This window comes from Streptomyces sp. NPDC001858 (assembly GCF_053594615.1).
In genome coordinates this window covers 178,752-190,676 of sequence record NZ_JBSFEV010000009.1, presented here as the reverse complement: position 1 = coordinate 190,676, position 11,925 = coordinate 178,752, and the positions used below count along the sequence as shown (strand labels likewise).

Below are 11,925 nucleotides of genomic sequence, written 5' to 3'. Positions count from 1 at the left end.
TCCCGGGGTCGGGTCATGGTGACGCTGCGGAGTGTGACGGTACATCCCGCCCCCGTGTCAAACGGGAAAAGCCCGCAACGGCCACTCGAACGGTAACCCGACTACCGCCATTCCTGCCGCCCGGAGTACCGACCGGCCCTTTTCCGTACGACCGGAACGCGTCCTCTCTTTTATCGCCGCGACCACGCTCACGCGGCTCGCACCGGGGGCCGAGGGGATCCTCGAACATGCCCCCGGAGGTGGCCTTGAAGGCGGATTCAGAGGCGGGTGAAGCACCACGCCCCGGCGGCCAGGGCGACGACAGCGGCCAAGGTCGCGAGGGTCGCCGATGCGACGGGGCTCACACCTTGCGCCACAGGTTCACGCTGTCGCACCCGGACCCCGGTCCACACCAGCAGCGCGGCCCCGAACAGCGCGAACACGACTCCCGCGAAGATCGCCGGCCCAGTCTCCATGATCGTCCCCGCCCCTTTTCTCCACGCGCGGCCTTGGCCCCGGGAGGCTGTCACGCGCGGGCGGCACCCCGGCGAACCCGAGGTTAACGCCGGGACTACGGGCGGGGGCAGGAGGCGCGACGAGCCGTGGATCGCGACGCCGGACGGCCCGGACCGCCCGGACGGCCCGGACCAGCCGGCCCGGCAAGGCGCGGCGGGCCGGACCCGCGAGGTACGGCGGGCCGGACCGGCGGTGCGGCGAGGCGGGCCGGACCGGCGGTGCGGGGCGAGGACGTGCGGGGCACGCGGGGCGTGGGACCGGCAGTGCGGGGCGGAGGACCAGCGATGCGGGACGCAGGACCAACCCGCGCGGGCGCAGGGCCAGCGGCGCGGGGCGCAGGACCGGCCGTGCGGGCCGCAGGGCCAGCGGTGCGGGACGCAGGACCAACCCGCGCGGGGGCGCAGGGCCAGCCGCGCGGGGACTCAGGACCGTCCGCGCGGGGCGCGGGTGGCGTGGTCCGCACGGGAACCGGCGCGATGCCTTTCCGGAACGCGGCACGATGCTTTCCGGTCACTCTCCCCGTTCTCGCCGTTCTCGCCGGATCACTCCGCCGGTTCGAGGAACCCCTGCTCCACCAACAGACGGATCTGGGCCGGAGTGCGGTCCCGCAACAACACCGGGTCCTCGCCGACCAGTTGGGCGATCGCGTCGAGAATGCGGCCGGCGCTCAGCGAGCCGTCGCACACGCCGGCGAAGCCCGCGCCGACCGTGTCCACCTTGGTGGCCCGCCGCATGCCGCGGTGCTGGCGCAGCACGACGTGCTCCGGGTCGTCGGCTCCGGGCAGCCCGACCTGCTCCTGGACGACCTCCGTGACCAGCCGGAAGCGCCCGGCGAGCAGCGCCGCGTCGTCGTGCACGCGCAGGTAGTCGAGCCGCTCGAAGTGCGCCAGGATCGTGTCGCCGAGCGGTTGTTCGACCGAGTGCGGCCACTCCTCGACCGTGACCACGGGCTCCGCGGCCGCCGTCCTGCGCAACGTGATCCAGCCGAAGCCGACGGCCTTCACCTTGCGCGCCTCGAACTCGTCCAGCCATGCGTCGTAGTGCGCCTGGTACTCGGTCGGGTCGCCCCGGTGGTCACCGGCGTCCCTCAGCCAGAGTTCGGCGTACTGCGTGACGTCCTGCACCTCGCGCTGCACGATCCACGCGTCGCATCCGCGCGGCACCCACGACCTGAGCCTGTCCTGCCAGTCCTCCCCCTCCACGTGCTGCCAGTTGGCGAGGAACTGCGCGAACCCGCCCTCGCCCAGCCGCTCCCCCGCCCCCTGAACGAGCGAGCGGCACAGATCGTCCCCGCCCATCCCGCCGTCCCGGTAGGTCAGCCGGGCGCCCGGCGAGATCACGAACGGCGGGTTCGAGACGATGAGGTCGTACTTCTCGTCGTCCCGGACCGGTTCGAACAGCGAGCCCTCGCGCAGCTCGGCGGCCGGGGCTCCGGACAGCGCGAGGGTGAGCGCGGTGATGTGCAGCGCGCGCGGGTTGAGGTCGGTCGCCGTCACACGCGTGGCGTGCTGGGCGGCGTGCAGCGCCTGGATGCCGGAACCGGTGCCGAGATCGAGGGCGGCGGAGACGGGCCTGCGGACGGTGATGCCGGCGAGGGTCGTCGACGCGCCGCCGACGCCGAGGACGACGCCTTCGTCGTTGCTGCCGATGCCGCCCGCGCCGCCGACCGCGCACCCCAGGTCGGACACGATGAACCAGTCCTCGCCGTCCGGGCCGCCGTACGGCCGTACGTCCACGGCCGCGGCCACCTCGTCCGGGCCGGCGGGAAGCAGCCAGCCACTCTCCACGCACGCGCGTAGGGGCAGAAACTCCTCCACGCGTGCGTGCGGCACCGGCTGCTGGAGCAGGAAGAGGCGGACGAGCGTCTCCAGCGGGGTGTCCCCGCGGGTCGCGCGCAGCGCGGGCACGGTCTCGCTGCGGGCCAGCGCCGCGTAGGCGGGGGCGCCGAGCAGCTCCAGGAGACCGTCCGCGGTGAAGGAGGCCGCGAGCAGCGCCTCGCGCAGCCGGGCGGCGACGTCGGGGCGGTCGGCGGAGGGCAGGGGGGAGCGGGTGGCGTTACTCACGCCCCCCATTGTCTCCCGTTACCCCTCGGGTGTCTGCGGCACCGCCCGGGTCGCCCCGCCCCGGAGGGGATGCCCCGGACTTCTCCCGGAGCGGCCCAGAGCTTGCCCTGTGCGGCGCGGAGCTTGCCCGTAGCAGCCCGGTGCTTGCCCAGAGCTTGCGCGAACCGGCCCGGAGCTTGCCCCGGAGCAGCCCGGGGCGACCCGGACCGGCCGGGGGTAACCCGGACAAGCCGGGGGCGACCCGAACCAGCCGGGGGCGACCCGGCGCATCCCGAAGCGGCCCGGAGCGGCCCTGAGCACCCCGGGCGACGCGGCTTCAGCTCGTCGTCGCGCGGGCCGAGGCGGAGGCGGCCACCTTCTTGCAGCTCTCCTGGCCGGCCATGGCGTTCTTGACGTCGCCCTGCTCGAGGTTCTTCAGCGCGGTGTTGCCGCTCTTGCTGAGCGTGCCGAGCTGGGTGGCGATCTCCTGCAGGCCGTCGGCGAACTTCGCCTGGTCCTTCGTGTCCAGCGCGTCGACCTGCTTCTTCAGGCCGGCGTAGGAGGTCGAGAGGGTGGTGAGCGCCGCGACGGCGTCCTTCTGCTTCTTCTCGCCGTCGTCGATCCCGGGCGGGGCCCCGGCCGTCTGGACGGCCTGCGCGAGCGCCTTGTACGCGTCGGACATGTCCTGGAACGCCTGCGAGTCCGTCTTCTGGACGTTCGCCGGGGCGTTGTTGTCCGTGGCGGCCTGCTTGATCGCGTCGTTGGCGGCGTCGACCTTGGCGTCCTGGGCGGGCAGCGCGTCGCAGACCTGCTTGGCCCAGGCGTCGAGCTCCTTGTTGCCGTCGTCGCCGCTGCTGCTGCATCCGGACAGCGCCAGTACCAGTACCGCACCGCCGGACAGTACGGCCGCGAGCTTCTTGTTCACCGGTTTGGTCCCTTCCATGGCCCTCGGCCCCGGAACATACACGCCAACCGGGCGACAACCCCAGAACGAATGTCCGCTATAGGGACTATTGAAGCCATTTGCACCAAGAGAGAGAAGGCTCACGGCTCGGGCACACCCGCAACACAGCGGGCGGGCGACGCGTCAACACGCGCCGTCCGCCCGCCCTTTGAGCTGGGCACCGTCGAGCAGGTCTACGAAACCACCGCCGGATCGGCCGACTTGGCCGAGGTGTCGGCGTTGTCTTCGTCACCCACGGCGATGCCGCGCCGTTTGGAGACATAGACCGCGACGACGATGACGGCGAGCGCGAGAAGCGCGATCAGGATCCGCGCACCGATGCTCTTGTCCTCGCCGTAACTGAAGTTGATCACGGCCGGCGCGATGAGCAGCGCCACCAGGTTCATGACCTTGAGCAGCGGGTTGATCGCGGGACCGGCGGTGTCCTTGAACGGGTCGCCGACCGTGTCGCCGATCACCGTGGCCGCGTGCGCCTCGCTGCCCTTGCCGCCGTGATGGCCGTCCTCGACGAGTTTCTTGGCGTTGTCCCACGCGCCGCCGGAGTTGGCCAGGAACACCGCCATCAGCGTGCCCGAGCCGATCGCGCCCGCCAGGAACGCGCCGAGCGCGCCCACGCCGAGGGTGAACCCGACGAAGATCGGCGCCAGCACGGCCAGCAACCCGGGGGTCGCGAGTTCGCGCAGGGCGTCCCTGGTGCAGATGTCGACGACCTTGCCGTACTCCGGCTCCTCGCTGTAGTCCATGATCCCCGGGTGCTCGCGGAACTGCCGTCGCACCTCGAACACCACGGAACCCGCCGATCGCGACACCGCGTTGATCGCCAGCCCCGAGAAGAGGAAGACGACCGCCGCGCCCGCGATCAGCCCGACGAGGTTGTTGGGCTGCGAGATGTCCATCATCAGGCTCATCGGCGCGCCCTCCCCGGAGAGCTTCTCGCCCACGTCCTGCGCACCCGTGGTGATCGCGTCCCGGTACGACCCGAAGAGCGCCGACGCCGCCAGGACGGCGGTGGCGATGGCGATGCCCTTGGTGATGGCCTTGGTCGTGTTGCCGACGGCGTCGAGGTTGGTGAGCACCTGCGCGCCCGCGCCCTGGACGTCACCGGACATCTCCGCGATGCCCTGCGCGTTGTCGGAGACCGGCCCGAAGGTGTCCATCGCGACGATCACACCGACCGTGGTGAGCAGACCGGTGCCGGCCAGCGCCACCGCGAACAGCGCCAGCATGATCGACGTACCGCCGAGCAGGAACGCCCCGTACACCCCAAGGCCGATCAACAGGGCGGTGTAGACGGCCGATTCGAGCCCGACGGAGATACCGGCGAGGACGACGGTGGCGGGGCCCGTCAGCGACGACTTGCCGATGTCACGCACCGGCCGGCGCGTGGTCTCGGTGAAGTAGCCCGTCAACTGCTGGATGACGGCGGCCAGAAGAATGCCGATCGCCACCGCGACGAGGGCCAGGATGCGCGGGTCGCCGCTCTTGCCCTGGATCGCCGCGTCGGTGACGCCGTCGAGGTCGGCGTACTTGGCGGGGAGATAGAGGAACACGGCCACCGCGACCAGCACGAGCGAGATCACCGCGGAGATGAAGAAGCCCCGGTTGATCGCGGACATGCCACTGCGGTCGGTGCGGCGCGGGGCGACCGCGAAGATCCCGACCATGGCCGTGAGCACGCCGATCGCGGGGACGAGCAGCGGGAAGGCGAGCCCGGCGTCGCCGAAGGCCGCCTTACCGAGGATCAGCGCGGCGACCAGGGTCACGGCGTACGACTCGAACAGGTCGGCCGCCATGCCCGCGCAGTCGCCGACGTTGTCGCCCACGTTGTCGGCGATGGTCGCGGCATTGCGCGGATCGTCCTCCGGAATGCCCTGCTCGACCTTGCCGACCAGGTCGGCGCCGACGTCGGCGGCCTTGGTGAAGATGCCGCCGCCGACCCTCATGAACATGGCGATGAGGGCCGCGCCCAGCCCGAAGCCCTCCAGCACCTTCGGCGCGTCGGCCGCGTAGGCCAGCACCACGCACGCGGCGCCGAGCAGACCGAGACCCACCGTGAACATGCCGACGACGCCGCCGGTACGGAAAGCGATCTTCATTGCTTTGTGCGAGACGGCGGTGAGATCCTTTTCCGGTTCGCCTTCTGCCGGAGTCGCTTCCCGGGCCGCCGCGGCGACGCGCACATTACTGCGCACGGCGAGCCACATGCCGATATAGCCGGTGGCTGCCGAGAACGCGGCGCCGATCAAGAAGAACACCGATCGTCCGGCGCGCTGGTTCCAGTCGTCCGCGGGCAGCAGCAGGAGCAGGAAGAACACGACCACGGCGAATACGGCGAGTGTGCGCAGTTGCCTGGCCAGATAGGCGTTGGCGCCTTCCTGGATGGCCGCTGCGATCTTCTTCATGCTGTCGGTGCCCTCGCCCGCCGCGAGCACCTGGCGCAGTAGCACGCCCGCGACCACGAGCGCGGCAAGCGCCACGACCGCGATGACCACCACGAGCAGGCGGTTGCCGTCGGTCAGCACTGCGGCTGCGAAGGTTGTGGAGTGGTCCAACCGATGAGGGGTAGAAAGCCCCGCCATTCGTCCTCCTTGACGCTTGGGCTGAGCTCAAGATGTGGACGGATTGTAGGTACCGGAACCTGATCAAAACAGTGTGCGGCAAACGGAATTCGCCTTCGCATGCGAAACCCCCATGATCCCGCATGATCCTGAATGATCCAGCACGGTAATGGCTTCAAGGCATTGTCGTTCGTGAATTGATTCACGATATTCGCGGCAAGATTCACTGCGCCGCGATTCCAAGATCCAGGGAATCCCAGGATTCCAAGATTCATTTCACGGAACCACTGTAAGCGCGGTCGTCGAGGTCCGCACATGCCGAAGGGCCCTACGAGGTAGGGCCCTTCGGGTGAGTGAGTCGCGCGGCTCGGGTCAGGACAGCGCCGCCGTCGCCGATGTGCTCGGCCAGGTCATGCGGATCAGTCCGCCGTGCTCGCCGGCGGTGACCTCCACGTCGTCGACGAGGCCGCTGATGACCGCGAGGCCCATTTCGTCCTCCTCGGCGTCCGCGTCGGCCTCGGCGCCGGAGCCGGGCGCCCGGTCACCGGGCGCCGAACGTGGCGCCTCGTCGCCGACCTCGATGGAGAACTGTTTCTCCTCCTCGATCAGCAGGACCTTCACCGGCGCGGAGATACCGCCCGTCTGGTGCAGTCCGACGGCGCGGGTGCAGGCCTCGCCGACGGCGAGCCTCACCTCGTCGAGGACGGCCTCGTCCACTCCGGCCCTGCGCGCAACCGCTGCCGCCACCAGTCGGGCGGTCCTGACGTGCTCGGGCAGCGCGCTGAAGCGGAGTTCAACGGTGGCCATGCGTCCCCCTCGGAACTACGGGCGTGCTGTCGGGGGGCCGGGCCGCCGAGCCCGGTCCCCCTACTTTGTTCAACCAGCCGTGCCGGGCCGCGCGGGCCCGGGACGGGGTGGTCAGTCGGTGGCAGCGACCGCTTCGTCGACCGAGGTGTGGATCGGAAACACCTTGGTCAGACCGGTGATGCGGAAGATCTTCAAAATACGCTCCTGGTTGCAGACCAGGCGGAGCGAGCCCTCATGGGCACGCACCCGCTTCAGGCCGCCGACCAGCACGCCGAGCCCGGTGGAGTCGAGGAAGTCCACGCCCTCCATGTCAACGACGAGGTGGAAATTCCCGTCGTTCACCAGCTCGACCAGCTGCTCGCGCAACTTGGGCGCGGTATATACGTCGATTTCGCCACCGACCTCGACGACCGTACGATCGCCGACGGTACGGGTCGACAGAGACAGGTCCACGGATCCTCCAGCACCTTGCTATCGAGCGGTCGCCCCTCGGAACACCTGGGCAGGAGTCCCCGGGACGGTACGCCAGCCGCGATGGCATTCAATCACTTACCGGCAGGCGTGCACGACGCCTTGGCCCCATTGTCCGTCACGCCAGTGACACACTCGGTGCCGATGGCCAAGAATCACCGATCCGATCGCCCCTTGCCCGAGGCCGCGCCCCGGCTGTCTCCGGGCGCGCTCCTGGACCGGCTCGCCCCGGGACCGAGCCGGGCATCGCGCATCACTCATACGGAGCACTTGCCCCCGCGCGAGGGTCGCCATGCCGTCTGGCCGGACCGGATTCGTTCCGAGGTCATCGCGGCCGTGCAGGCCCGCGGCATCGAACACCCCTGGACCCACCAGGCCCGGGCCGCCGAGCACGCGCTGGACGGCGATTCGGTGGTCGTCGCCACGGGCACCGCATCCGGCAAGTCGCTGGCGTACCTGATGCCCGTCCTCTCGGCCCTCCTGGACGGCTCGGAGGCCCCCAACGGCCGTGGGGCGACCACCCTGTACCTGGCCCCCACCAAGGCCCTGGCGGCCGATCAGTGCCGCTCTGTGAAGGAACTTTCACAACCTCTGGGCAACTCCGTGCGGCCGGCGGTGTACGACGGCGACACCCCGTTCGAAGAACGGGAGTGGATCCGCCAGTACGCCAACTACGTCCTCACCAACCCGGACATGCTGCATCGGGGCATCCTGCCGTCCCACCCCCGCTGGTCCTCCTTCCTGAAGTCCCTCAAGTACGTCGTCATCGACGAGTGCCACACGTATCGCGGCGTGTTCGGCTCCCATGTCGCCCAGGTGCTGCGCCGTCTGCGCAGGCTGTGCGCCCGCTACGGCGCCTCCCCGGTCTTCCTGCTGGCCTCCGCGACGGCCGCGGAGCCCTCGGTGGCCGCGCGCCGCCTCACCGGCCTCCCGGTGGTCGAGGTCGCCGACGACGCCTCGCCCCGCGGCGAACTGGTGTTCGCACTCTGGGAGCCCCCGCTCACCGAGCTGGTGGGCGAGAAGGGCGCACCCGTCCGGCGTACCGCCACCGCCGAGACCGCCGACCTGCTGACCGACCTCGCCGTCCAGGGCGTACGCACCGTCGCCTTCGTCCGCTCCCGGCGCGGCGCCGAGCTGATCTCGGTGATCGCCCAGGAACGCCTCGCCGAGGTCGACCGCTCGCTCGCCCGGCGTGTCGCGGCCTACCGCGGCGGCTACCTCCCCGAGGAACGCCGCGCCCTGGAGCAGGCCCTGCACTCCGGCGAACTCCTCGGCCTCGCCGCGACCACCGCCCTGGAGCTCGGCATCGACGTCTCCGGCCTCGACGCCGTCCTGATCGCCGGCTACCCGGGCACGCGCGCGTCCCTGTGGCAGCAGGCCGGCCGGGCGGGCCGGTCCGGACAGGGCGCGCTGGCCGTGCTGATCGCCCGGGACGACCCGCTGGACACCTTCCTCGTCCACCACCCCGAGGCGCTGTTCGACCGCCCGGTGGAATCGACGGTCCTCGACCCCGACAACCCCTACGTGCTCGCCCCGCACCTGTGCGCGGCCGCCGCCGAACTCCCGCTGACCGAGGCGGACCTCGCCCTCTTCGGCCCCGAGACCGAGGGCCTGCTGCCGCAGTTGGAGGCCGCGAAGCTGCTGCGCCGCCGGACCAAGGCCTGGCACTGGACCCGCCGGGAACGCGCCGCCGACCTCACGGACATCCGCGGCGAGGGCGGCCGACCGGTCCAGGTCGTCGAGGCCGGAACGGGCCGGCTGCTCGGCACGGTCGACGCGGGCGCCGCCCACACCACCGTCCACGAGGGCGCCGTCCACCTCCACCAGGGCCGCACGTATCTCGTGCGTTCCCTGGACCTGGAGGACTCCGTCGCCCTCGTCGAGCAGGCCGACCCGCCGTACTCGACGGTCGCCCGCGACACGACGTCGATCTCCGTCCTGGAGACTGACGTCGAAATCCCCTGGGGCCAGGGCCGGTTGTGCTACGGCTCGGTCGAAGTAACCAACCAGGTCGTCTCCTTCCTGCGTCGACGTGTCATCACCGGTGAAGTCCTGGGCGAGTCGAAGCTCGACCTCCCTCCTCGGACGCTACGCACGCGTGCCGTGTGGTGGACGGTCACCGAGGACCAGCTGGACGCCGCCCGGATCAACCCCGAGATCCTCGGCGGGGCCCTGCACGCCGCCGAACACGCCTCGATCGGCATGCTGCCCCTCTTCGCGACCTGCGACCGCTGGGACATCGGCGGCGTGTCGGTCCCGCTGCACCCCGACACGCTCCTCCCGACGGTCTTCGTCTACGACGGCCATCCCGGCGGCGCCGGCTTCGCGGAGCGCGCCTTCCACACGGCCCGCTCCTGGCTGACGGCCACCCGGCAGGCCATCGCCTCCTGCGAGTGCGACGCCGGCTGTCCGTCCTGCATCCAGTCCCCCAAGTGCGGCAACGGCAACGACCCGCTGCACAAGAGGGGCGCGGTACGCCTGCTCACGGAACTCCTACGGGAGGCCCCTGAGGAGAAGCCCGAGGAGCGGGTGGACGGGGCGGCGGGGACCCCTGAGGCAGAGGGGACCCCTGAGGCGGGTGGGGCGCCGCATCCGCCGGGCCCGCCCGCGCCCTGACCTCGGCTGCGAACAGACCCCGCCCCGAAGCCGCCGTCACGTCCGAGATCTCGCCGACGACGGCGCACCGCACCAGTCGCGCGCCCTGCGCCCGAGCCACCCGTTCGGCCCGCGCGCAGGCCAGCGCACCGCCGTCGAACCAGTGGTCGGCTGCGGCCAGCGCCGCGAGGTCCGCGCCGCCCGCAGCACGGTGGCGGACCGCCACCGCCTGCCCGAGGGCGAGCACGACGCCGAACACCACACACAGCACGGCGATCGCACCGAGGCTCCAGACGGTCGCGGAGCCACGATCGGCCTCCCCGCGGCGCGCTCGCCCTCCGCTTCCGAAGACGCGGCCCCTCACGGCCCTGCCTCCGCACCGGCCGTCCCCACGGCCTCCTCCGCCGCGGCAACGGCCTCCTCCCGCACCTCGAAGGGCAGCCCGCGCAGCACGGGCGGCTTCGCCACGACGACCACACGGACCTGGTCCCCCTCCCGGCGGACCGTCACCTCCGCCCCGCGCGGCGCCGTCGCACGGGCCACCTGGAGGACCGTGTCGGCCGGATCCTGCCGGGCCGCCGCCCGGGCGCCGGTCCTGGCCGCGTCCACGCACTGGATCTGCGCCGCCATGACGAGCAGCCCCCAGACCAGCGTCATCGCGAACGCCACCAGCACCGGCAGCACCACGGCCGACTCCGCCGTCACGAACCCCCGGTCCCCGCCGCACACCCACCGGCGAGCGCGCCGAGGCTCACGCCCCCGCACTGAGTGCTCGCTTCACAAGTGCCTGCAGTTGAGCGCCGACCACGTCGCTCGTCACCACCTGATGGAGCAGCACGGCGAAACCGACGGCCGCCACGATCCCCATCGCGTACTCGGACGTCACCATCCCCGCGTCCCTCCGCGCCACACGCGCCCGGCACATCACAGCACGCAGCCGCGCCCATACCACCTTGCACATTTCAACCCCCGTGAGATTCAGCCCTGTTGGACTGGTTAGTTCTCTTAGTTCTTTTAGTTCTGTTGGACCTGTTGGATCTGTTGGACCTGTTTGGATGTTTCGGTTCTGTTGATCACTTGCCGTTCGCGCGCTCCCGCCCCCGCTTCCAAGGCGTGCGCACTCATCGCTGTCTCATCGCCCGCCCTCTCCCATCACCCCGCCCGCGAGCCCGATGACGATCGGCAGTACGCCGACCGCGATGAAGGCGGGCAGGAAGCAGAGCCCCACGGGCGCGGTGACCATGACGGCCGCCCGCCGGGCCCGAGCCGTCGCGGCCCGCGTCCACTCGGCACGGGTGTCGGCGGCGAGCCGGGCGACCGGTCCGGCCGCCGGCAGTCCCGAGACGTCCGCCCGCTCCAGCAACCGGGCCAGGGCCGCCGCGCCCGGCATCGACGCCAACCTCCGCCACGCGGTGGCCGGTTCGCCGCCCAGGCGTACCTCGGCAGCGCCCCGCGCCAGCGCCTCCCCGACGGGACCCGCGAGCGCCTCGCCCACGGCCTGCGCCGCGATCACCGGTCCGGCGCCGGCCGCGATGCACGCGGCCAGCAGGTCGGCGGCCAGGGGGAGTTGCCGTGCGGCGAGCCGGGCGTCGGCCTCGCTCACCACGCCGGCCCCCGCCTCCGCCTCCGCCCTCGCACGCTGCCGGCTTCGCCACCGTCCCAGCCCCACCGCCCCAGCCAGCCCCAGTACGAGACCGGCGACGCCGCCGACCACCACCCATCCGGCGCCCGCCACCAAGGCCTCCGGCAGCCACCGCCGCATGGCATCCCGCACACCGGACCGCCGGACGTCCGGTTCCGTCCCCGTGGCCAGCAGCTCGGCCAGCCGACGTCGGGCCCTGCGGTCGCGTCGGTCGGTCGCCAGCGACCGCGCCAGCCACCAGAGGATCGAGAGGATCCCCACCGTCGCCCCCAGCCTGTGGACAACTTCCACGCTCATGCCGCCTCCCTCCATGTCACCCACCGCTCATCGCCGCCGCCGTCCACAGCGACC

General features: G+C 71.6%; 10 protein-coding genes and 1 pseudogene. 1 reads left to right on the top strand and 10 read right to left on the bottom strand.

From position 1 onward, the window contains the following. Window positions 1-257 precede the first annotated feature (257 nt). The 6 genes from ACWCPF_RS15980 to bldG form a co-directional block, all read right to left on the bottom strand. Window positions 258-455, bottom strand: coding sequence for a hypothetical protein (locus ACWCPF_RS15980; protein WP_451045617.1), 198 nt, complete (start codon window positions 453-455; stop codon window positions 258-260). A 582-nt stretch (window positions 456-1,037) separates the two neighbouring features. Then, the gene (locus ACWCPF_RS15975) at window positions 1,038-2,567 is read right to left on the bottom strand and encodes a DUF7059 domain-containing protein (protein ID WP_451045616.1); all 1,530 of its coding nucleotides are present in this window, start codon (window positions 2,565-2,567) and stop codon (window positions 1,038-1,040) included. Between the two features lie 307 nt (window positions 2,568-2,874). Continuing rightward, window positions 2,875-3,480, bottom strand: coding sequence for a small secreted protein (locus ACWCPF_RS15970; protein WP_451045615.1), 606 nt, complete (start codon window positions 3,478-3,480; stop codon window positions 2,875-2,877). Between the two features lie 194 nt (window positions 3,481-3,674). Next, window positions 3,675-6,080 (bottom strand): sodium-translocating pyrophosphatase, encoded by a 2,406-nt coding sequence (locus ACWCPF_RS15965; RefSeq protein ID WP_451045614.1) that lies wholly within the window; start codon window positions 6,078-6,080, stop codon window positions 3,675-3,677. A 351-nt stretch (window positions 6,081-6,431) separates the two neighbouring features. Beyond that, window positions 6,432-6,866, bottom strand: a complete 435-nt coding sequence (locus ACWCPF_RS15960; RefSeq protein ID WP_451045613.1) for an ATP-binding protein — start codon at window positions 6,864-6,866, stop codon at window positions 6,432-6,434. Window positions 6,867-6,977: 111 nt separating this feature from the next. After that, a complete protein-coding gene (gene bldG / locus ACWCPF_RS15955; protein ID WP_009189842.1) occupies window positions 6,978-7,319 on the bottom strand; it encodes an anti-sigma factor antagonist BldG in 342 nt (113 codons plus the stop codon). An 81-nt stretch (window positions 7,320-7,400) separates the two neighbouring features. Between bldG and ACWCPF_RS15950 the strand changes: the two genes are divergently transcribed. Beyond that, window positions 7,401-9,953, top strand: coding sequence for a DEAD/DEAH box helicase (locus ACWCPF_RS15950; RefSeq protein WP_451045612.1), 2,553 nt, complete (start codon window positions 7,401-7,403; stop codon window positions 9,951-9,953). A gap of 40 nt (window positions 9,954-9,993) precedes the next feature. Here the strand turns inward: ACWCPF_RS15950 and ACWCPF_RS15945 are convergent. The 4 genes and pseudogenes from ACWCPF_RS15945 to ACWCPF_RS15930 form a co-directional block, all read right to left on the bottom strand. Further along, window positions 9,994-10,191, bottom strand: a pseudogene (locus ACWCPF_RS15945) (Rv3654c family TadE-like protein); the annotation flags it as partial. A gap of 101 nt (window positions 10,192-10,292) precedes the next feature. After that, window positions 10,293-10,637 carry a TadE family type IV pilus minor pilin gene (locus ACWCPF_RS15940; RefSeq protein ID WP_451045611.1) on the bottom strand — a complete coding sequence of 115 codons (345 nt, stop codon included), beginning with the start codon at window positions 10,635-10,637 and terminating at the stop codon, window positions 10,293-10,295. 46 nt (window positions 10,638-10,683) lie between these two features. Next, on the bottom strand, window positions 10,684-10,893 hold the full coding sequence (locus ACWCPF_RS15935) for a DUF4244 domain-containing protein (protein ID WP_451045610.1): 210 nt from the start codon (window positions 10,891-10,893) through the stop codon (window positions 10,684-10,686). A 171-nt stretch (window positions 10,894-11,064) separates the two neighbouring features. Next, window positions 11,065-11,871: a type II secretion system F family protein gene (locus tag ACWCPF_RS15930; protein WP_451045609.1), complete on the bottom strand. Its 807-nt coding sequence runs from the start codon at window positions 11,869-11,871 to the stop codon at window positions 11,065-11,067. Between the last annotated feature and the right edge of the window lie 54 nt (window positions 11,872-11,925).

Excerpts from the sequence above, each read along its gene's own strand:
- ACWCPF_RS15980 (WP_451045617.1), bottom strand. The coding sequence starts at position 455 with ATGGAGACTGGGCCGGCGATCTTCGCGGGAGTCGTGTTCGCGCTGTTC.
- ACWCPF_RS15975 (WP_451045616.1), bottom strand. The coding sequence starts at position 2,567 with ATGGGGGGCGTGAGTAACGCCACCCGCTCCCCCCTGCCCTCCGCCGAC.
- ACWCPF_RS15970 (WP_451045615.1), bottom strand. The coding sequence starts at position 3,480 with ATGGAAGGGACCAAACCGGTGAACAAGAAGCTCGCGGCCGTACTGTCC.
- ACWCPF_RS15965 (WP_451045614.1), bottom strand. The coding sequence starts at position 6,080 with ATGGCGGGGCTTTCTACCCCTCATCGGTTGGACCACTCCACAACCTTC.
- ACWCPF_RS15960 (WP_451045613.1), bottom strand. The coding sequence starts at position 6,866 with ATGGCCACCGTTGAACTCCGCTTCAGCGCGCTGCCCGAGCACGTCAGG.
- ACWCPF_RS15950 (WP_451045612.1), top strand. The coding sequence starts at position 7,401 with ATGGCATTCAATCACTTACCGGCAGGCGTGCACGACGCCTTGGCCCCA.
- ACWCPF_RS15935 (WP_451045610.1), bottom strand. The coding sequence starts at position 10,893 with ATGTGCAAGGTGGTATGGGCGCGGCTGCGTGCTGTGATGTGCCGGGCG.
- ACWCPF_RS15930 (WP_451045609.1), bottom strand. The coding sequence starts at position 11,871 with ATGAGCGTGGAAGTTGTCCACAGGCTGGGGGCGACGGTGGGGATCCTC.